We start from the raw sequence: 18431 nt of genomic DNA on the forward strand, positions 1-18431 counted from the left end.
CTCTTTTTTCGTCTGCTTTGTGGGTTTGGTTTCTCATGAACAAAAACATCAGTCGAAGGTGGTTTACTACTATTACGACTGTTTTTCTTGAGTTGTTCTTCCAATTTTTTAACTCGTTCTTCGAGTTCTGTTATTCTAGCAGCCTGTAACTCGATGATCTTTTGTTGTTCAGCAATTATGTCGTATAACGTGGTGACAAGAGTAACAACTGCTTCTGGACCTTGTTCATAAACTGCCAGGATTTCTTTGCGTTTCGTAATCAATCACCTCGTGCCTGGTAAAACCAGGTTGAATTTCAGGGAGTGACTAAAATAGAGGCATAGTATATTGTTTGTTGGTAAAATCAATATCAAGCACTGATGGAATTGTGTTGAGTATTCTAAGTTTATATCAAAAACGTGAGGATGGCTGAATAGTTACAAAATAAGAAGGAAAAGTTTGTTTTTGATACATATCAAAATTAAATCATTTCCTATTAAACTTCACAAGGCATTAAGACATACAACATTTCATTTGTTGATTTGATTGGATAATTCATCAACGGTCATTGGCGGATTTATCTTATGAATCATATTATGACAATTGGAACACACTAAAGCAATGTCATCAATTGTTGTTGGAGATGAACCATCCCTGTTGCCAATTGGTTCTATATGGTGTGCAATAATGTAGTTCTTGCCTATTTCCCCATAGACCTCTTCATAATTCATACCGCAAACTTCACATCGATAATCTGAATCTGTTTTCTTCTGCTCAATGAGTTTTCTATTTCTTTTTCTAAATATGGCTTCTGTAATGTATTGTTCGCCTTCATTTACTTTTAAAACGTCATCAACATAATCATAAAGCATATCAGATTTTGATTCCATTGCATGTATTTTTTCAAGACGTTCTGTATCTAGTTTTAATACTGTATTTTGATTTGCCTCAAGATTAAGAGTGAATGGTTTGAAATTTTTATCCCAATCAACTTCAACATAATGCTCCCAGCGAATTCCTTTTTGTTTTACTAGCCCTGGTCGATACTTGTATTTGCTTTGAACTGTACCTCTGCCTACGATTTGTGTTCCTTCTTTAACATAAATTGTGTCACCCTTATCCATGTGGTATGCTACATGTTTAAGGCTACTCTGACTGGCTGGTGCAGGAAGAGCTTTACTTCTCCATACTGTATCAAACTCTTCTTCTTTAATTTTAGAACAGTCGCCAACAATAGGTTCACCGTCAGAAAGATAATATCCAATAGCAGCAATTCCTTGGTCACGACATTGTTTCCACACCTCAGTTCCTTGATTTCCCCATCGAAATGCCATTCTCCAATAACTTGTCATTCTTTCACTCCTACTTTATTTTTTAGTTCTTCACACTCATTAAAATCAATTTCACAATTATGCACACAATCATTGAATCTGCCTATTATTATCCGTGTTTTAGACATTGAAGAGCCAGTAATAGCTTAAACGTTTTAAACGTTGCTAATTTTATCCACTAGGCGCACAAAATATGATAATTGTTTAATATATTATATAAAAAAATCTTATTTAAAAAAATTGCCTACAATAAAACTATAGGCTCAAGCTCTCATTTCCGTCATACTCAAGTATAGCAAGAAAGGTATGTAAAGCAAGAATAGCTGAAACAAAAAAGAATGGGGATGATGCAGATCGCATCAATCTTCTGTCTTTTTAGTTTTCTTTGAATCTTTTGACTTTTTTTCCTTTTTCTCTTTCTTTGGAAGGGAACTCACATAAGCATAGGATATATCCAGCCATTTCCTTAACTCCATCTCATCATCGTAAACAGATGGCGGAAGTATTGCATATTCTCTCATTTGCCTGCCATTTGGTGTAAAGGGTGCTGCTTCATCGTGTTCAGCATACAATTTCTGCTGGTCATCTTCTTTAAGACGTAGCATTATGCCATCGCCATGAACATGTTTTCCTTCACAAAATGAACGGGACTGCCGAACATTTTCCTGAACTCAGCATCATATTCGGCCACGTATTCCCCGACCAGTTCCCCAAGTTCTTCAGAAGCCTTTTTCCATTTTGTCATGCTAAAAACTATCAGGAAGATCTGATATATAGATAACGTCAGGGATGATTTGAATTTGATCTTATTGTCCTTCATTTCTGTCGGATCGGTGTTGTGTAATTTGGGACAATTAGTGTTATTTTAACTTAGTCTAAATAACACAAAATAAGAAATATGTATTAACTAATATGTAAAAAGTATCACTTTTAAATAAATACTTTCATATATCATTCGTGTGGAATAGTATTCAAAATCCTTTACTAAAAGGGAGTTTCATATTATCTTTCGAGGTAATAATGTTATTCCTATAAATATATTCTCTAAACCTATTCCACATCAGAAGGAAGTCAATAGCTAATGAATTCAGAACTTTTAAAGTATAAGGATATCTCCATCAGGTATGGTGAGAAAAAAGTATTATCACATTTCGATCTTGATATTAAAAAAGGAGATCGGATCTTGCTGAAAGGCAGATCAGGTGCAGGTAAGTCCACACTTTTAAAGATGCCCATGGGTTTTGCCCACCAAACAAGTGGAAACCTATATTTTAACAACAGTTTGCTTGATAGCAATACTGTATGGGATGCAAGAAAAAGGATCGCTTATGTATCTCAGGACCTTGATATCTATGAAGGGTCTGTTAATGAATTTATCGAGGAAGTATTTTCCTATTCGTTCAATGAAGGAAAACTTGACAGGACCAAGCTCAGAAGGCTTCTTGTTTACCTGGGTTTCGAGAAAGATGTTCTTGATATGCATTTCGAAGAACTCTCAGGTGGAGAAAAACAAAGGATAGGGATAATCATGTCCGTGCTCATAGGGAAGGACATATACTTGCTTGATGAGGTCACATCATCTCTTGATAGTGCGCTGAAAGAAAAGGTCGCCAATTATTTTCTGGAACGCAAGGATTGGACACTTGTGATAATTTCCCATGATGATGTGTGGGAAAAGGAAAATGTCAGAGTCGTACCGGTCGGTGTTTAAATGGAAGCCTATGATATTGGCTATCTGTCTTTGATAGCATGTTTTCTTTTGCTCGCAATTCCACTTTTTGTAAGTCACTACCTTAAGCTTGGACTTATAAACGAAACAGTTGTCTCAGTTTCAAGAATGATCCTGCAACTTGCTTTTGTAGGATTTTTCCTGACAGTGCTATTTGATCTGAACAACTCTGCTGTTAATCTTTTGTGGTTATTGGTAATGATCTTAATGGCGAGCCACAGTACAATAAATGAGGTCGGACTTGATCTGAAAAAGTTGCTATTGCCTACGGTAGTTTCATTTATAGTAGGTAATTTCCTGATATTACTTTACTTTAATATGTTTGTAGTGGATCTGGAAAACCTCTTTGATGCTAGATATTTGATCCCCATATTCGGGATGTTCCTTGGAAATTCTCTTCGTGGTAATATAATAAGTGTCAGCAACTTTTATGATACCATCAGGAGAAATGAGAATCGTTATCTATACAGTTTGTCACTGGGTGCGAAGAGGCACGAGGCTATTCTTCCCTATGCCAGAAAAAGTATCAAGCTTGCATTGAAACCTTCGATAGCAAGCATGTCAACGACCGGTATAGTTGCATTGCCGGGAATGATGACCGGTCAGATTATTGCAGGATCCAGTCCAATTCTTGCTGTCAAGTATCAGATGGCTATAATGGTCGGGATATACGTTTCTACTGTTATGACGGTTGCAATTGGAATATTTATGACGATCCGTTCAAGCTTTGATGATTATGGTATCCTTAAAAAAGATGTTTTCAAATCAACAAATACCTAATTACGCTTCTATTTACCTTTTCTTATTTTGTTGAATTTCTTGCTTCTTAAGACTACGAATTACTTTGTAGCTTAAATAAAGACTTTATATCCACGAACTATTTGTTATATTATACCTTCATAAAATCGATATTTTAAGGAACAGATCATCATGAAAAATAGATCTCTCACATTAGGATTGACATTATTGATCCTCATTGCATCCGCTTTTGCAATGGGTTGTACAGACAACGCTTCTGAATCCGTTACTAACGCTGGAGTGGATAATGGCGGATCTTCATTTACAGGCGATGGTGTTCAGGGAAATATCATCTTTGACGAACCTGTGGAATCCTTCTCTAATGCCACCATCTATCTGAAAGTTGAGGATGTAAGTCTTCAGGACGTAGCTTCTGTGACCATGTCCGAGAATTCCATTATTGGCGTATCCATGGATGCAGATAATGTTCAGCCAGTGCCATATCAGATCAACCACCCTGAACTAGAGGAAAGAATGACGTATTCCCTTTCAGTCCATGTGGATGTTGATGGGGATGGCAGACTCTCAAAAGGCGATTATTACAGCACCTGGCACAATCCTGTACCTACAGAACCAGGTATTCACGATCTTGATGTTCATGTGGAAATGATCTGATAATTGCGTCTAAAGAAAAAAAGGGGACTATCGTTATGGAATGTGCAGCAAATCCCGTAAACATTGATAAATTCCTTATCCTTCCTATTGCTGAAGGGTCAAGGACTGTAACTGAAGTACTTTCAAAAGAGGGTTCTTTCAAGATACTGGAAGTGCTTTCGGAAGATTCACTTTCTGTAAGGGAAATTTCCCTTAAGACCGGTCTTCCTTTTGTGGATGTTGAAGATAATATCATGGCTCTGATGGAGTCCGATCTTGTGGAGAGAAAGACTCGATCCTCCGGTTTAGGGGGGGAAGACGATATCTACGGACCATCCAATAGGTTCGTTGTATTCTCTTCTGAAGACAATACTAATGTTGTATGAGATCAACCCCTGGTGCAAATATGGTCACTAAAGACGTTGAAAATAAGAACAAGAATGAACCTGAAGATGCAGATCAGGACAGTTCGGAAAATGTAGTTGTACTTCCGCTCAACGAAGATTCAAAGAAGATAACACAGACACTTTCCAATGAAAAGTCCCTGAAGATACTGGACCTTCTATCCGAAGAGCCTATGTCTGCAACGGATATCTCGAAAAAGCTCGGTCTTTCCATTACCACTATCAAGTACAACATTGACAGTTTGCTGGAAGCCGATCTTATCAAGGTACACAGGATTAAATGGAGTGCCAAAGGGCGTGAGGTCAAGCTCTATGAGCCGGTACAGAAATTGATCATTGTAGCTCCGGGAAATATGAATGTCAGCAGGGCTTCCATAATCAGTATGTTGCAACAGTATATCGGTGTCATAGGTGCTGCATTCCTTGGTGCTGCAGGTCTTCAATATCTGTCAAGACCTGTTCCAATAGAGAATGGAGGTGCCTTCGAACCTGTAATGATGGATGTTGCCATGGAGTCTGAAGTTCTCCGCGATGCACCCATGGATATGGGCCCTTCAATTGCTGCTGATGGGGCAGTGGAAGAGGTTGCAAAGGCAGTTCCTGAAGCAGCTGGTCCTCAGATAATGGACAGCATACAGACATTCTTTTCGAACCTTTCAGATAACATAGGGCTCTGGTTCTTCCTGGGATGTCTTTTTGCAGTTATGTTGATGATGTTAAAAGGACGTTATTATGATAATGCCAGCAGTTCCACAAAGAGGTCCGTAAAGCGTTATCTTCTGCCTTTGATGCTCGTTGGTGTGGTGATAGCTGCACTTTCCGTGGGAATAGCCCCTACAGAAGATGATCGATTGATTTTCCCTGAGATCGAGAAAATACCAGCTGACCATATTTTCACTGAAGAGGATAATGGCAGTACAGTATCGGTTCAAGCCGGAAGTATTGTGCGTATCGATCTTGATGCACCTTCGGAAGGGTACTGGCATCTTTCAGGAAAGGATGATCTGTCAGTTAAAGAAGAAGGGTATGGATATTCATCATCCTACAGTCCTGTGGCTGATGATTCTGTGTATGGATGGACCTTTGAAACCCCATCCATTGGTGAGAAGTCCATTATGGTGGAATACAATTCATGGGACGACCAGGCATCTGTTCCGAGCGATTTCGAGATGACCTTGGTGGTGGAAGGGGATAATGAACTGTATCCGTCATTTATAGTGGACGGCTACTATTATGGTGATGCGATCGAACTTGCACAAGGCGAGTGGATGCTCATCAGACTGTTCGAATCCACGGCTGATACATATACCTGGAACATGACGTTGACGGACGGTCTCCGGGTCAACGGGGATGAGTTCATCCCGCAATCTGAGGGCTCCCTTTATGGAAAGCATGAGTGGGAGGTCGAGGCAGTTGAAGCCGGTGAACAGAATATCTCTGCCATTAACATGCAGCTGGAGGGGATCCTTACAGGATATGAACAGACCTTTGACCTTACGGTCTGGGTCCTTTGATATTTTTAGTTAACTTTCAGTGGAGCTAAGATATTCAGTAGGGTCAAGGAGCTTTCGAGGTCCCTTATTCCCAAACCAGTTTCCTCCAATATAATTGTTGTCTTCAACAACAGGAGTATCTTCCCCCAGCTCAAAGTGGAGCATGCTGGGATTCTTTTCTTTTAGCTTTTGTATATATTCGAGAGCATTCTTGCTATCATCTTGCTGTTCAGCACAGATCCGACGTGACCGATCAATTGACCGGCTTCAACAGTATCTCCTACTTTTACGTTTGAGGTACCAAGCTCACCGTATTTGCAGAAAAGTCCTGAATGGTTCCTGATAATAAGATATTTCATCAATGGACTGTTTAATCTCTTTCAGAATTGAAGTAAATTCTTCTATGTGATAATTATATGAACTTATCTCTATGAAACCATTTTATATCTGTTCTCATATATTTTATGATCCTCAAATACTAACCTGAGATCCTTCTTAAAGATATCCAATGTTCAATTTCCATTAACTGTTTATATGATGATTTAACAAGTCATATTGGGGAAGGCATATTGTGGCGGGTCTGTTACCGGATGGGCTGCAGTTTTCCACAGTTTTGTATTGTAGCAGTATCTGAGGATATTCCTATGAATGGTCCAAAGATCGTATGAATGATAAATAGGGAGAAATGGGAGGAAATATCTATGGAAATGAGCCCGGAAGAAATGCAGAAGAAAAAGGAAATGGTATTATCTATGTGTGTTTGCGCGAAATGCCCCTCGTGGGTAGAATGTGGGGAAAAGGGAGGATATTGTTTCCCTACAATTGGTAAGAGTAGCTGTATAACCGAGGAAAAAGGCTGTATTTGCGGTGGTTGTCCTGTGACCGAAAAACTGGGTCTTACGCACGGATACTACTGCACACGTGGTTCTGAAAAAGAACAGCTTGGGATGTAATATTCATCCCTTTTTACTATCTTTTTAGTTATACTGCCCGGTAGTACATTCCATTCTCTGAGCTTATGCCGATGATCTTGTGCTCCTCGACCAGTCCTTCAATTATCGGGGAGAGTTCTTCTTTATCAATATCAAGAGATCGAACAACCTGATCAAATGTACAGGGTCTTCGAAGTATGAGATCATATACCTCATCCGGAAGGTTCTCATGTTCTATATTCGATCTCTTTCTTTTCAGACCTTTGAGTACCAGTCTTACCCTTTCCCTTCCCAGTTTCTCATCGAACTTCTGCGCGATCTCTTTGAGCCTTGTTTCAGTTACCGGGATGATAAGATCTTCAGCAGGCGGTCGGCTTATGGTCAATATCTCTATCTCATCCGGATCGATGAACTTGAGAACTTCGATCAGTTTATCTATTTCCTGATCGCTTGAATTTGTAAGGTATCCATTATTTGAGTCAAGTAGCATGACCTCTATGGCAACCCTTGCACCTTTCATTTTCTGCAGTTCTCTTAGTCCTTTGATGATATCCTGAAGTTCGATTCCTTCTGCAGGTCTGTTGATGGACTGGAAAGTCTCTTCATTTCCGGAGACTAATGTAGCAACCACAAGATCTGCTTTTGAAAGGTTATTTCTAACGTCCTCTCTGTTCACGAGTGATGAATTCGTAATTACACAAATGGGAACATCGCTGATCTTCCTTATCTGTTCGATCATGTTACCCAGTTCCAGGTTCAATGTAGGTTCACATGTCCCTGAAAATGTTATGTAATCAAGATCATCCACTTTCTTGTGATAGTTAGTGAGGCCGTCGATCACTTCTTCAGTTGTTACAAGATCTGTAACGTCTGATGGTGTCAATATTTTCCAGTCCACATGTCCAAGCTGACAGTAGACACAATCAAAATTACAGTTCTTCCTGAAGTCACTCTTTTTGATGATGTCAATTCCAAGCGACCTTCCAAGTCTTCTTGAAAGGATTGGTCCGTAGATGATCCTTGATTTCATTTTGATCACATTTGTTGATGTGTACTCTGATCTTTTCTGTGTGGCTAAAGTTAAATGTTCTTTCTGATCATTTCCTGATCATAAGGTTTCCACATTTGGGGCAGTTAATTTGACCACATGGAATTCCTGGTTGGTGGATCTGTTCGTGACCGCAGTTCGGACATTTGCATTCTCCTCTGGAAATACTGACTCCAGCTCCTTTGCCACCACGTAATCCTCTTTGTCCTCGGCCTTGAGTCTGTCCTCCGAGCATTCCTCCATTCTGTCCTCTATTTTGTCCACCCATTGGTCCTTGTCCCATAGGTCCTGTTCCATCCTTTCCTGGCATAGTATAATTTCCTCCTTCTACTTTTATTGATTTTCCATTAACTAATGCATCTGCAATTTTCTGCAATGTTCTTTGGAGCGTCCTTTGAAAGGTCGACTGGTGTATTTGCATCGTCTGAGCTGCATTTTCCTGTTTCATTTTTTCAAGAGAGCTCAGCCTGAGGGTTTCCAGTTCATCAATGGTTATGTTGACCTCTTCCAGATCTTTCAGGCAAACGCCTGATGGTTTGAAATGCCTTGTATTGTGGTCATAATTAACCATTCTCCTTTTTCTTGGGCGTCCCATATTATGCATTATAATGCATAATGTAGATAAACTTAACGTTCATCTTCAAAATATGTGTAATAAACATATTGGATATTTCCAGTTCAATTCGTTTTTGTTATTTAGTGCTGACAAGAAGAGAAATCTGATGACAAAAAATATCATCTGGTATCAATTATCAAAAAAGCATCTTTAGAATCCAACTATCTACTGGGATTCCTTCTAGGTGAGCACGCAGTTCATCAAAGACCCAGTCTATCCATGCCTGCTCTTCTTTACTGAGAAAAGCAGACATTTTTGCACTATCTGGCTGAATTCATTCATTCAGTGTTGTTCTGTATTCGTTTGCCAGTCTAACATACTCGGCTGCATTTTCAGCTATCATCTGTACATCTTCAACGGTCGCTTCTCTTCTGACCTTTCCGGGAACTCCGGTGACAACACTGTTAGGTGGGATTATCTTTCCAGGTGGGATAAGGGCGTTGGCACCGATGATGCAGTTCTTCCCGACCTCTGCACCATCAAGAACAGTTGAGTTTATTCCCACTAAGACATTGTTACCTATCGTGCAACCATGGAGAATGGCTCCATGACCGATGCTGACATTGTTTCCGATCTTTACTTTAAAGGGAGGGTCAGTGTGGATAACACAATTGTCCTGAATGCTGCTTTTCTTACCGACAAGGATCTCGTCCTTGTCTCCTCTGATGGTTGCATTGAACCAGACACTTGAGCCTTCTCCAATTTTTACATCACCGATGATATCTGCAGATCCTGCAACAAATGATGTTTCTGATATCGAAGGTTCTTTGTTTTTGAATTCTAATAGCATCATATCTCCACAATTATCTAATTCTGCCTTAATCGTTCAGCTTTTTCAGAAGCCATGCCATATTCTGACCGAGGGTTTGCATGGTCTGTATCCCTTCCATATCGGCTTCAACATCTACCGGTAAAAACCCGAGTCCAATGTTCCAGTAGCTTGAACCTGGAATTATCATCTGGGATATTGTGAATAAATGGTTGATCGAGTCAAAGGCATGAATTGCACCTCCTCGTCTGGCAGCGACAACAGCAGCACCTACCTTGCGTTTGAAGAGATCATCGTTCGCTTTCGCCACAAATCCTGCTCTTTCTATAAGGGCTTTAGTTTCTGCATTAACGTCTGCAAAATATGTAGGTGATGCAATGATTATACCATCTGCCTCTTTCATTTTTTTGATGCAATCATTTACAATATCACTTTTTATGACGCATTGCTCGTCTTTGTTCTCAAAACATTTCATGCAGGCGGTACATCCACTCAATGTATTGTTACCTATCTGTATGATCTCGGTTTCAATACCGTCGTCTTCAAGTTCAGTAAGGACATGTTTGAGTAAAAGTGATGTATTTCCTTCTTTTCTTGGACTTCCATTAAATGCAACAACTTTCATGATCGATCTCCTGAAAACTTAATTCCTTGCGAGTGAGTAATCTGCGAGAACCTTGAGATACACGCTATCAACTTCCATTAATACTGTTTCGAACATGGCGATATGTACCATTTCCTCTCTGGCCACTTCCAGAAGCACTGCCTTCAGGTCTTCATCCTTTGTAAGGGAGGCCATTTGTTCATAGAAATTAACAGCATCCAGCTCGGCTATCATGCCAATTCTGATAAGTTCCTTGTCGAGATCTTCCTTACTTAGATTTTCAGGTATGATCGGCATTTCAGACATCATTTGCTTCTCCCCCCTTTATTTTGTCATCTCATCAACTTCAAGCTTGCCTTTTTCCATTTCCTGTACCTGCTGTTCATCTTCTCTTAACAGGAGTGTCTGGAATTCTCCGACATGCGTTTTCTCTTCCTTTGCGATGTCCAGAAGTACTTCTTTCACTTCTTTGTTATCTGTCAGCGCTGCCATCTGCTCATAAAGATTTATCGCATCCAGTTCAGCGATTATGGCTGCACGAAGGATCTCTTTGTTGATGTCTTCAGGTTTGACCTTTGATATGTCTATAGGTATTTTCGATAGCATTGGCTTACATCTCCATTTATTTTTAGCTGTGGGGATGTGTAAGATATGATCTATGTCAATAAGATGATCTAAACTCCCCAATAACATTCATCTTTTACATTATTTATATGTTGAGGAACGATGGCAAAGCTCAAAAGGCAGACATTCTTTAAAAAAAAGGTTGAATTGTGATCATATTTATCACTAAAAAGTATTATGGGCTTTATTCAATTCTTGTCATGGGTTTGATCAAACCCTTTGGACACCCATTTCTTTCAATGAGCCTTCAATGTTATATATCCATCAACTCTTATCAAATCCTCCGCATCTGCCAGGGACAGCTGCGCTCATCCAATTGGTCAATTAATGGTATAATCAGTACTTCCTATTCCCGAATATTGCAGAACCGACGCGCACCATTGTAGCCCCTTCCTCGATGGCAACCCTGTAGTCATTGGACATTCCCATTGATAGTTCCTGGATATCGATGTTATCCTGATCGACCTGCTTCAGCTCATCAAAAAGTGCTTTCATCTTCTTGAAATATGAACGTGTTTGCTCAGGGGACACAAAAGGAGGTATGCACATGAGTCCTTTCACCTGAACATTCCTGAGGGAATGGATCTGTGTTATTACCTGTCCGATCTCATCCGCCCCAAAGCCGAATTTCTGTGGCTCGTTGCCTATGTTGACCTGAAGGAAGACCTTCTGTACCTTGTCAATGGCTTCGGCTTTCCTATCAATATCCTGTATCAATTTCAGGGAGTCAACTGACTGGATCACATCAAAGAGCTGAACGGCTTTTTTAACCTTGTTCGTCTGTAGATTTCCTATGAGGTGCCTTTCACAGGGCAGGATCTCAGCACATTTATCCTCGAATTCCTGAACTCTATTCTCCCCTATGATGGTTGCTCCGGCTCTGATGGATTCGTTTATCCTCTCAGGGTCGATAGTCTTGGTGACGCAGACAAGTTTTGTTCTTCCAATTTCGTTTAAGATCTTTTTTATATTTTCATCGACTGTCATTCATATTCCCAAAACGATTTTATTAAAAATATAATTTATTTAAATAATTACAATTGTTGTCTATATGAACCAAATGCAATGAATTTCATATAAAACGTTCGTTTGTTTCAGCAGATTACTGTCGTTCTTTTTTTGCAAAAGTTAGAAATAGGCTTTCTACAAAGCCAAATTTAGAAGTATATTTCTACAGATACATAACCAAGATACTAAATACTAATCTTGTTTAATATTTATGGGGGTTATAAAGAATGTTATTTATGATCAGTCTTGAGCATACACCTGAACAGTGTTTTGCAAGAGACGAATACAAGGCAGAAATGAAGCAATGGGCTGGGGAAATGAAAAACTCAGCAGAGAAACTGGGTATAAAAATAAATGGAGCATATGTTTGCCCTAACGAGCATATTTTCTATTTCATCCTCGAATCAGACAGTTTGATGACAATTTCGGAATTCTTAAAACCGCCGATGTTAACGCATCACACCGCAAAGATCACCCCTATACTGACAATAGAAGAGACAGTCAAAGGGTCCACATTGCTAAAAAGCTAAATCGTTTCGTAGACTATAGGGGATCTCGAAGAACTCAGAATTTAAGCGATTGCATATAGATCACATATAAGTGATCGTTTGAAACCATGGGTTTATCGAAGTCCTTTACAGTAACTTCTATTTTTTTTATGCTCATCATAATTTCGACACTTTCACTCTCTGAGTTGGAGCAAGTGATCAAGGTAAATATGGAAAGAAAGGAACCTTAATTAAACGACAAGTTCGTTAAGGTTCACATTTCCATTGGTGGTTTTTATGTATATCTTATTTCCACCATTTCCTAATATCGCTTCCATGTGAGTTTTTTCTATTCCCGTTAAAACCAATGCTATGTCGTTCACTGAAATATCACCATTAGTTGTTTTCGCCTCTATATCAGCATTGAGTGACGTATTTATAGAAAGAGTAATACCTCCATTGGTACATTTTATATCTACATCATCTTTAAAGTCAAATATCTGTGCATCGATCTTTCCGTTTGTTGTCTCCAAGTCATCGATTCCTGTTGTTCCTCGGATATCTATTGCACCGTTGGTTGTGCTCGCTTTTACATATCCATCAACATTCCTTATTACTATAGCTCCATTGGTACTTGCTACTGTAGTATCCCCTTTTGTGTCTAAAATTTGTATATTTCCATTGGTTGTTTTCACAAGATCAACGGGAACATTATTTGGAACGTTTATATCCATATCAACAGAAACCCTGGCATCCTCAAAAGCGCTCAATGTTGTTTCGATCTTTATCTCATTATCGCCTTCAGTAACAATAATCTCAACTTTATCAAGCTCGTCTTTTCCATATCGGGTCCTTTTTGTAGCTTCCAATATGACCGTATCGCCTTCCCAGCTATTAATTTTGATCTGACCATTTACATTGATAACCATCAAAACAGTATCATTACCTGCTTCATACTCGCCATTGAAATCTTCAATTTCTTCAGGCCCGTATTCGGGGCCATACCCTGTACACCCGGAAAAAGCAGTAACGAGAAATACTGCCAACATCAAAAATGCAATATGATATATTTTCATCATCGATTTCCCCCATATTAAAAATAAAAGGTATTCGCATAAAAGACTGTTTATCCTATTGATCAGAGCAAAGTTCTGGGGTGTTGAACCCATTTAGAATTAATGCTTCCTATGCGTAACTTGCTTGGTAATGTGTGAGGTTCTGTATGTTATTTTGCAAGACCTGTCTATGTGGGTAAAAGAGATGATACTGATCTTCTGTGGAAGAAGATTTATTGATATGTCTTATGTTGAATGGAAAAATGGGCTTTTCTAAAGGTACTTTACATTACATGAAGCAGAACGCTAGGAGTGATAAACCATTTACTCTCAATGCTCATGTTAGGGAGAGATTGAAGACTTGGGAATAAATATAATTAAATGTTAAAATAGTTTTTTTATTTGTTCTTTGAATGAACAAAAAAAATAAACTTTTTAATAAATAAAAATAGACATCGATGTATGATTTTATGTATAGCTGCCTATGAGAACGTGACTGTTCCAATACATTTATATTGTGAGGGCCTAATTGTTCTTTAAGTGATTTCTCAAAAAAATCATTTTAAATTTGGAAACGTTTTGGCACAATAATTATATTCACATCAATATTTATATTCCGTTATGATCTCCTGTATTTTTCTGGACCTTTAATTGGTTAGACTAGTAATATCAAGGAGTCCTGTTTATGAATGGATCAGTCCCCCTGGGATACATTGAAAACAAAAGCAGAACACTTGTCAATACTCCATTGTACTTTTGTCTGTTCATGCTTTTCACAATACTTGGTATTCTTGCATATTATATCCTGACAAAAGATGAATTTACTCCTACAATTATACTCTCTGTACTATGGATTATTTTTTGGAAGAACAGCAAAACGGAAGGGAAAACATTTCTTGTGATAGCATCCCTTTTTGGGTTCATACATGAATTATTGGGCGTACAATACGGATACTTCATGTACCTCGGTGGTGCAATAGGGAATGTTCCAATCTGGATATTGCCCGGCTATGGAACAATATTCTGGTCCTCCTACAATCTCTGGAATATATTCGAAAAACAATATTCAGGATCCAAATGGTTCCATTTTACAAATCATTTCATTATCTTAAGCTTTGTTCTGCTTATACTGGCAGACTACAGCTACTTTGATCTGACAAAGGACCCTCTAAACACATCTATTAAATTTATACTTGCATTTATGCTGTTTACAAATTTCAATATGTTAAGACTTGCATACTTTACAGGATTCTTCACAGTCCTTAATGAAATTGCAGGAGAAACACTTGGAACATGGTCACATCCGGATTTTTCATTACTTTCCCTGATGGCAGGATACGTTTTCCTTCTTTGGATATGCCGGTCGATTGCCGAGGTAAAAGAAGCAAAGAAAGAAGAATCTCATGAAAATAATTCACTGGTAAGCTACATATCCGCATTTAAAGGACTTGTAAACGGGCAGAAAGAATGGACAAAAAGAGAGGCAACTGCCGTATTTTTGTTAATATTGTATTATACTTTGGCTTTGCTTGGGTTTATTAGAGCCTAAGCATTTTATTTTTTCCTGATAACGAGGAATGATCATGTGCCGATTAATTTTGAATTGAAATTTCGATTTCTGACCATGTCTTGATTTTTTTCAAAAGACTAATCATTTGTTGTGGAACATTCTTACAAAAGCGTAGTGTTTTTCTTAGTTACCTATATCCCAACACTATTGTGAGAGGGTCAGATTCGAACTCCGCAAAACTCGAAATTTATAAAAAGTATCCTCATTCAATCTTTAATAATATCAATCAAAAATAGTCTTGGTGCGAGAGAAGGGATTCGAACCCTCGAACTCCTACGAGACTAGGCTCTGAACCTAGCGCCTTTGGCCAGGCTGGGCAACTCTCGCGCCGCGATATTAGCCAATAGTAGTGTTTTTCATTATTAAGGGTTGTGGTAAAGTTGCTAGAGGACCAGCTCCTCTAGCGTCTTTGGTTGGCCCGAAGGCCTTAATAAAAAAGTTTTCTTTGGAGTTTGTTTTAAAAATGGTTGTAAAGGAGTCGATCAAGAGAAGAAGAAACAGGAACTCTTGATCTAATTTATAGATTGTTGATGTTTGTATATAGCATAATCTCTTTCGAATTGGCGACCGATGTGGAAATTGCGGAGCAGGTCTAAAAAGTACAATGGCTTTGAAATTGTACAACGCCATTAAAACGGCGATATAAAAAAGATCCGAAATATTATACAAGAATAGAAAAAGCTGATGGGGGTTATGCCATCAGCTTCATGATAAGTGCTTTCTGGGCATGCAGGCGGTTCTCTGCCTGATCGAAGACGACTGAATGAGGGCCGTCCATGACCTCTGCGGAGACCTCTTCGCCTCTGTGGGCAGGTAGGCAGTGCATAAAGATGACATCGGGCTTTGCAAGTTCCACCAGGTTGGAATTGATCTGGTAGTCTTCGAGGTCGCTAAGCCTTTTCTCCCTTTCTTCCTCATCGCCCATGGATACCCATACATCGGCGTAAAGGACATCAGCATCTGCTGCTGCTTCTTCCGGGTCGGTGGTTATCAGTATGTCGCCTCCGAGCTCTCTTCCCTTTGCCACGATCTCAGGGTTTGGCAGATAGCCTTCCGGACATGCAACAGCTATTTGCATACCGACTAGGGCACAACCCAGTATCAGTGAATTACAGACATTGTTACCGTCACCGATCCATGCGAACTTCAAACCTTTAAGACGGTTCTTGTATTCGCGTATGGTCAGGAAATCTGCAAGGATCTGGCAGGGGTGTTCAAGGTCTGATAGTGCATTGATCACAGGTACTTTTGAGTGCTTCGCAAGATCTTCAACCGTCTTGTGGCTGTTCACCCTTGCGGTAATACCGGCGACATAGCGGGAAAGGACCTGTGCAGTATCGGATACTGTCTCACCACGGCCTATCTGTATGTCCCTTGCATTTAGATAGATGGAATGTCCCCCAAGATCGCTCATGGCGACCTCGAAAGATACCCTTGTTCTTGTCGATGATTTCTCAAAGATCATCGCAAGGCTCTTGTTCTTCAGCAGGTCTGTAATCTTACCGCGAAGTCGTTTCTCTTTGAGGTCCTCAGCCATGTCAAGGATCTCAATGATCTCTTCCTGTGTAAGATCTGTCATTGATATTAGATGTTTCATGTTACCAGCTCATATCAGATAATTATCCACGGATCTGTTCCATGTGAGTGACCCTTCTCTGGACAAGTTCAGGTGTACCGATGTCCCTTCTGAAATGAAGGTCACCGGTAATGTTCTCAAGTGCGTTCTGTGCGATCCTCTCAGCATCTGTAATGCTGCTCGCAACACCCACAACAGCCACTGCTCTGGAACCAGTGGTGTATACCTTTCCATCCTTCTCATAGACACTTGAATAGAACAGGAGTGCATCACCGATATCGCCGACAACGACCTCTTTGTCCTTTGATGGCTCATCAGGATATCCTGCCGGTACAGCGTACTTACAGACAGTTGCACGTTTTAGGAACTCCACATCAAGTTCGTCAAGGGTGCCTTTCACAACAGCTGACATCACATCGATCATATCCGTCTTAAGAAGTGGAAGCACGTTCATTGCTTCAGGGTCTCCGAACCTGGCATTGAACTCAATGACCTTAGGTCCGTTCTTTGTAAGGATGAACTGACCGTAGAGCATACCCTTGAATGGTGTCTCTGTCTCTCCGAGGGCTGTGATAGTTGCTTTCATTATCTCCCTTGCACGGTAGAGATCATCAATGGTCACAAATGGCAAAAGTCCGTCAGAATCGGAATATGAGCCCATACCACCGGTGTTTGGTCCGAGGTCGTTCTCAAAAGCACGTTTGTGGTCCTGCACACATGGTGTGAAAGCAAGGTTCTTTCCATCAACGAATGCCTGTACGGTGAACTCCTCGCCCACAAGGTTCTCTTCAACGACAACATTGTCCCCGTCAAGAAGGGACACAGCATAATCATAAGCTGCGCCGGTGTCAGGAAGCTGGTCTCCCATTACCTTTACACCCTTACCGCCTGTGAGTCCGGCTGGCTTGATGGCCACGCTACCTAATTCCTCAATGTATTCCTGAAGGCCTTTCTTCTCGGAGAACACCTTGAAAGCAGGACATCCCTCAATGTCGTTGTCCTTCATGAAATTGCGAGCCCATGCCTTGTCGAACTCGATACGTGCAACATCCTTTCTAGGTCCGACAGCTCCGATACCTGCCTCTTCAAGTGCATCAGCAATACCGACTGCCAAAGGCGCTTCCGGTCCGATAAAGACCATTTCGATACCCTTTTCCCTGGCGTATCCCACAACCTTCTCCACATCTGTCTCCTTAACCAGAAGAAAATCCTCGCACAAAGCTGCAATGCCAGGGTTCTTCTTTGCCATAACTGCGAAAAGGGTGGGGTTGCGTTCGCTTCTTGCAATGGCATCTGCAATAGCGTTCTCTCTTCCGCCTCCACCAATGATTAGAACATTCATATTATTAGCCTCGTTCAATTGAAAAGAAATATATTGATAATAGATCAGTTTATTTTTAGAAATAACGTTGTCTAATGTTAGAGAACTAAATCTCCTACTATTGAATAAATACTTTTCCAATATTGTGAGTTATAGTATAGAGATTATCAAATTAGCTCATAAATCCTCCCATTCTAATTTGATGACATTTACCTCATACATAATTTGCAAATGAGTTAGTTTCTTTAACCTCATTTTGCAAATTTGTAGCTACAAGCAACTGATATGCAACGAAATTCATAATTGAATACAGTTTCTTACTACTATTTTTCATTCCCCTGATGTCGAATTTTACAGTCCACTTAATATGCTTGTGTACTCTTTCACATTCACCCCTATGCGAATAATCTTCATCGAATGCATCATCTTCGATGTTCTTGTTTCTCAAGTGCATCCCTACCTGTTTTTCTCTTCCATTTTCATAGAGGAAAT

At 39.8% G+C, this 18431-nt stretch carries 24 protein-coding genes, 1 tRNA gene and 1 pseudogene; 8 read left to right on the forward strand and 18 right to left on the reverse strand.

Features of this window, described 5'->3' with window-relative positions:
* The 4 genes from KDK67_RS11090 to KDK67_RS11105 all read right to left on the reverse strand — a co-directional run.
* A partial coding sequence (locus KDK67_RS11090; RefSeq protein ID WP_250868862.1) for a DUF6444 domain-containing protein occupies positions 1 to 260 on the reverse strand: 260 nt, incomplete at its 3' end.
* Positions 261 to 509: 249 nt separating this feature from the next.
* Positions 510 to 1331, reverse strand: a complete 822-nt coding sequence (locus KDK67_RS11095; RefSeq protein WP_250868863.1) for an HNH endonuclease — start codon at positions 1329 to 1331, stop codon at positions 510 to 512.
* Between the two features lie 338 nt (positions 1332 to 1669).
* On the reverse strand, positions 1670 to 1915 hold the full coding sequence (locus KDK67_RS11100) for a hypothetical protein (RefSeq protein ID WP_250868864.1): 246 nt from the start codon (positions 1913 to 1915) through the stop codon (positions 1670 to 1672).
* A complete protein-coding gene (locus tag KDK67_RS11105; RefSeq protein WP_250868865.1) occupies positions 1915 to 2055 on the reverse strand; it encodes a hypothetical protein in 141 nt (46 codons plus the stop codon). Before KDK67_RS11105 ends, KDK67_RS11100 begins: the two co-directional genes overlap by 1 nt.
* Positions 2056 to 2391: 336 nt before the next feature.
* Here KDK67_RS11105 and KDK67_RS11110 point away from each other — a divergent pair, with 336 nt between their 5' ends.
* From KDK67_RS11110 to KDK67_RS11130, 5 genes are all read left to right on the forward strand, one after another.
* Positions 2392 to 3021 carry an ABC transporter ATP-binding protein gene (locus tag KDK67_RS11110; RefSeq protein WP_250868866.1) on the forward strand — a complete coding sequence of 210 codons (630 nt, stop codon included), beginning with the start codon at positions 2392 to 2394 and terminating at the stop codon, positions 3019 to 3021.
* Positions 3022 to 3819, forward strand: coding sequence for an ABC transporter permease (locus KDK67_RS11115; RefSeq protein WP_250868867.1), 798 nt, complete (start codon positions 3022 to 3024; stop codon positions 3817 to 3819).
* 150 nt (positions 3820 to 3969) lie between these two features.
* The gene (locus KDK67_RS11120) at positions 3970 to 4452 is read left to right on the forward strand and encodes a YbaY family lipoprotein (RefSeq protein ID WP_250868868.1); all 483 of its coding nucleotides are present in this window, start codon (positions 3970 to 3972) and stop codon (positions 4450 to 4452) included.
* A 35-nt stretch (positions 4453 to 4487) separates the two neighbouring features.
* Positions 4488 to 4817, forward strand: a complete 330-nt coding sequence (locus KDK67_RS11125) for a helix-turn-helix domain-containing protein (protein ID WP_250868869.1) — start codon at positions 4488 to 4490, stop codon at positions 4815 to 4817.
* Between the two features lie 20 nt (positions 4818 to 4837).
* Complete coding sequence (locus KDK67_RS11130; RefSeq protein ID WP_250868870.1) at positions 4838 to 6349, forward strand: protease inhibitor I42 family protein; 1512 nt, start codon at positions 4838 to 4840, stop codon at positions 6347 to 6349.
* A 9-nt stretch (positions 6350 to 6358) separates the two neighbouring features.
* Here the strand turns inward: KDK67_RS11130 and KDK67_RS14350 are convergent, their stop codons facing one another.
* Both KDK67_RS14350 and KDK67_RS11135 read right to left on the reverse strand, forming a co-directional pair.
* Positions 6359 to 6493: a hypothetical protein gene (locus KDK67_RS14350; protein WP_276575142.1), complete on the reverse strand. Its 135-nt coding sequence runs from the start codon at positions 6491 to 6493 to the stop codon at positions 6359 to 6361.
* Between the two features lie 17 nt (positions 6494 to 6510).
* Entirely contained in the window at positions 6511 to 6687 is a 177-nt protein-coding gene (locus KDK67_RS11135; RefSeq protein WP_250868871.1) for a M23 family metallopeptidase, read from the reverse strand.
* Between the two features lie 342 nt (positions 6688 to 7029).
* Here KDK67_RS11135 and KDK67_RS11140 point away from each other — a divergent pair, with 342 nt between their 5' ends.
* Positions 7030 to 7281, forward strand: coding sequence for a DUF2769 domain-containing protein (locus KDK67_RS11140; RefSeq protein WP_250868872.1), 252 nt, complete (start codon positions 7030 to 7032; stop codon positions 7279 to 7281).
* A gap of 28 nt (positions 7282 to 7309) precedes the next feature.
* Here KDK67_RS11140 and KDK67_RS11145 read toward each other — a convergent pair whose 3' ends face one another.
* The 7 genes from KDK67_RS11145 to KDK67_RS11175 all read right to left on the reverse strand — a co-directional run bounded on the left by KDK67_RS11145 (position 7310) and on the right by KDK67_RS11175 (position 11908).
* Positions 7310 to 8290, reverse strand: coding sequence for a radical SAM protein (locus KDK67_RS11145; protein ID WP_250868883.1), 981 nt, complete (start codon positions 8288 to 8290; stop codon positions 7310 to 7312).
* A gap of 67 nt (positions 8291 to 8357) precedes the next feature.
* Entirely contained in the window at positions 8358 to 8912 is a 555-nt protein-coding gene (locus KDK67_RS11150; RefSeq protein ID WP_276575143.1) for a DUF134 domain-containing protein, read from the reverse strand.
* Positions 8913 to 9198: 286 nt separating this feature from the next.
* Entirely contained in the window at positions 9199 to 9717 is a 519-nt protein-coding gene (locus tag KDK67_RS11155) for a gamma carbonic anhydrase family protein (protein WP_338101259.1), read from the reverse strand.
* A 25-nt stretch (positions 9718 to 9742) separates the two neighbouring features.
* Entirely contained in the window at positions 9743 to 10318 is a 576-nt protein-coding gene (locus tag KDK67_RS11160; RefSeq protein WP_250868874.1) for a flavodoxin family protein, read from the reverse strand.
* An 18-nt stretch (positions 10319 to 10336) separates the two neighbouring features.
* Positions 10337 to 10606, reverse strand: a complete 270-nt coding sequence (locus KDK67_RS11165) for a ferritin family protein (RefSeq protein WP_250868875.1) — start codon at positions 10604 to 10606, stop codon at positions 10337 to 10339.
* Positions 10607 to 10621: 15 nt separating this feature from the next.
* Entirely contained in the window at positions 10622 to 10903 is a 282-nt protein-coding gene (locus KDK67_RS11170; protein WP_250868876.1) for a ferritin family protein, read from the reverse strand.
* Positions 10904 to 11257: 354 nt separating this feature from the next.
* Positions 11258 to 11908, reverse strand: coding sequence for a YggS family pyridoxal phosphate-dependent enzyme (locus KDK67_RS11175; protein ID WP_250868877.1), 651 nt, complete (start codon positions 11906 to 11908; stop codon positions 11258 to 11260).
* Between the two features lie 248 nt (positions 11909 to 12156).
* Here KDK67_RS11175 and KDK67_RS11180 point away from each other — a divergent pair, with 248 nt between their 5' ends.
* Positions 12157 to 12459, forward strand: coding sequence for a DUF3303 family protein (locus KDK67_RS11180; protein ID WP_250868878.1), 303 nt, complete (start codon positions 12157 to 12159; stop codon positions 12457 to 12459).
* 209 nt (positions 12460 to 12668) lie between these two features.
* On the opposite strand, the gene KDK67_RS11185 is transcribed toward KDK67_RS11180, so the two are convergent.
* Positions 12669 to 13496 carry a DUF4097 family beta strand repeat-containing protein gene (locus tag KDK67_RS11185; protein WP_250868879.1) on the reverse strand — a complete coding sequence of 276 codons (828 nt, stop codon included), beginning with the start codon at positions 13494 to 13496 and terminating at the stop codon, positions 12669 to 12671.
* Between the two features lie 661 nt (positions 13497 to 14157).
* Here KDK67_RS11185 and KDK67_RS11195 point away from each other — a divergent pair.
* Positions 14158 to 15021: a hypothetical protein gene (locus KDK67_RS11195; protein WP_250868880.1), complete on the forward strand. Its 864-nt coding sequence runs from the start codon at positions 14158 to 14160 to the stop codon at positions 15019 to 15021.
* Positions 15022 to 15281: 260 nt separating this feature from the next.
* Here the strand turns inward: KDK67_RS11195 and KDK67_RS11200 are convergent.
* The 4 genes and pseudogenes from KDK67_RS11200 to KDK67_RS11215 all read right to left on the reverse strand — a co-directional run.
* Positions 15282 to 15369 (reverse strand) — tRNA-Leu (locus tag KDK67_RS11200).
* Between the two features lie 364 nt (positions 15370 to 15733).
* Positions 15734 to 16639: an ornithine carbamoyltransferase gene (gene argF / locus KDK67_RS11205; RefSeq protein WP_250868881.1), complete on the reverse strand. Its 906-nt coding sequence runs from the start codon at positions 16637 to 16639 to the stop codon at positions 15734 to 15736.
* 22 nt (positions 16640 to 16661) lie between these two features.
* Positions 16662 to 17960 carry a phosphoribosylamine--glycine ligase gene (gene purD, locus KDK67_RS11210; RefSeq protein WP_250868882.1) on the reverse strand — a complete coding sequence of 433 codons (1299 nt, stop codon included), beginning with the start codon at positions 17958 to 17960 and terminating at the stop codon, positions 16662 to 16664.
* A 193-nt stretch (positions 17961 to 18153) separates the two neighbouring features.
* Positions 18154 to 18431: pseudogene (locus KDK67_RS11215) on the reverse strand (ISNCY family transposase); the annotation flags it as partial.

The sequence above is a fragment of the Methanococcoides seepicolus genome (genome assembly GCF_023684405.1).
Classification (GTDB): Archaea; Halobacteriota; Methanosarcinia; order Methanosarcinales; family Methanosarcinaceae; genus Methanococcoides; species Methanococcoides seepicolus.

What these genes read in the sequence shown, in the direction of transcription:
- KDK67_RS11130 (WP_250868870.1), top strand. Translation starts at nt 4,838, where the DNA reads ATGGTCACTAAAGACGTTGAAAATAAGAACAAGAATGAACCTGAAGAT.
- KDK67_RS11160 (WP_250868874.1), bottom strand. Translation starts at nt 10,318, where the DNA reads ATGAAAGTTGTTGCATTTAATGGAAGTCCAAGAAAAGAAGGAAATACA.
- KDK67_RS11115 (WP_250868867.1), top strand. Translation starts at nt 3,022, where the DNA reads ATGGAAGCCTATGATATTGGCTATCTGTCTTTGATAGCATGTTTTCTT.
- KDK67_RS11180 (WP_250868878.1), top strand. Translation starts at nt 12,157, where the DNA reads ATGTTATTTATGATCAGTCTTGAGCATACACCTGAACAGTGTTTTGCA.
- KDK67_RS11185 (WP_250868879.1), bottom strand. Translation starts at nt 13,496, where the DNA reads ATGATGAAAATATATCATATTGCATTTTTGATGTTGGCAGTATTTCTC.
- KDK67_RS11125 (WP_250868869.1), top strand. Translation starts at nt 4,488, where the DNA reads ATGGAATGTGCAGCAAATCCCGTAAACATTGATAAATTCCTTATCCTT.
- KDK67_RS11095 (WP_250868863.1), bottom strand. Translation starts at nt 1,331, where the DNA reads ATGACAAGTTATTGGAGAATGGCATTTCGATGGGGAAATCAAGGAACT.
- KDK67_RS11100 (WP_250868864.1), bottom strand. Translation starts at nt 1,915, where the DNA reads ATGCTACGTCTTAAAGAAGATGACCAGCAGAAATTGTATGCTGAACAC.
- KDK67_RS14350 (WP_276575142.1), bottom strand. Translation starts at nt 6,493, where the DNA reads ATGCTCCACTTTGAGCTGGGGGAAGATACTCCTGTTGTTGAAGACAAC.
- KDK67_RS11140 (WP_250868872.1), top strand. Translation starts at nt 7,030, where the DNA reads ATGGAAATGAGCCCGGAAGAAATGCAGAAGAAAAAGGAAATGGTATTA.
- KDK67_RS11105 (WP_250868865.1), bottom strand. Translation starts at nt 2,055, where the DNA reads ATGACAAAATGGAAAAAGGCTTCTGAAGAACTTGGGGAACTGGTCGGG.
- purD (WP_250868882.1), bottom strand. Translation starts at nt 17,960, where the DNA reads ATGAATGTTCTAATCATTGGTGGAGGCGGAAGAGAGAACGCTATTGCA.
- KDK67_RS11150 (WP_276575143.1), bottom strand. Translation starts at nt 8,912, where the DNA reads ATGCATAATATGGGACGCCCAAGAAAAAGGAGAATGGTTAATTATGAC.
- KDK67_RS11165 (WP_250868875.1), bottom strand. Translation starts at nt 10,606, where the DNA reads ATGATGTCTGAAATGCCGATCATACCTGAAAATCTAAGTAAGGAAGAT.
- KDK67_RS11175 (WP_250868877.1), bottom strand. Translation starts at nt 11,908, where the DNA reads ATGACAGTCGATGAAAATATAAAAAAGATCTTAAACGAAATTGGAAGA.
- KDK67_RS11120 (WP_250868868.1), top strand. Translation starts at nt 3,970, where the DNA reads ATGAAAAATAGATCTCTCACATTAGGATTGACATTATTGATCCTCATT.
- KDK67_RS11155 (WP_338101259.1), bottom strand. Translation starts at nt 9,717, where the DNA reads ATGATGCTATTAGAATTCAAAAACAAAGAACCTTCGATATCAGAAACA.
- KDK67_RS11110 (WP_250868866.1), top strand. Translation starts at nt 2,392, where the DNA reads ATGAATTCAGAACTTTTAAAGTATAAGGATATCTCCATCAGGTATGGT.
- KDK67_RS11170 (WP_250868876.1), bottom strand. Translation starts at nt 10,903, where the DNA reads ATGCTATCGAAAATACCTATAGACATATCAAAGGTCAAACCTGAAGAC.
- KDK67_RS11135 (WP_250868871.1), bottom strand. Translation starts at nt 6,687, where the DNA reads ATGAAATATCTTATTATCAGGAACCATTCAGGACTTTTCTGCAAATAC.
- KDK67_RS11195 (WP_250868880.1), top strand. Translation starts at nt 14,158, where the DNA reads ATGAATGGATCAGTCCCCCTGGGATACATTGAAAACAAAAGCAGAACA.
- KDK67_RS11145 (WP_250868883.1), bottom strand. Translation starts at nt 8,290, where the DNA reads ATGAAATCAAGGATCATCTACGGACCAATCCTTTCAAGAAGACTTGGA.
- argF (WP_250868881.1), bottom strand. Translation starts at nt 16,639, where the DNA reads ATGAAACATCTAATATCAATGACAGATCTTACACAGGAAGAGATCATT.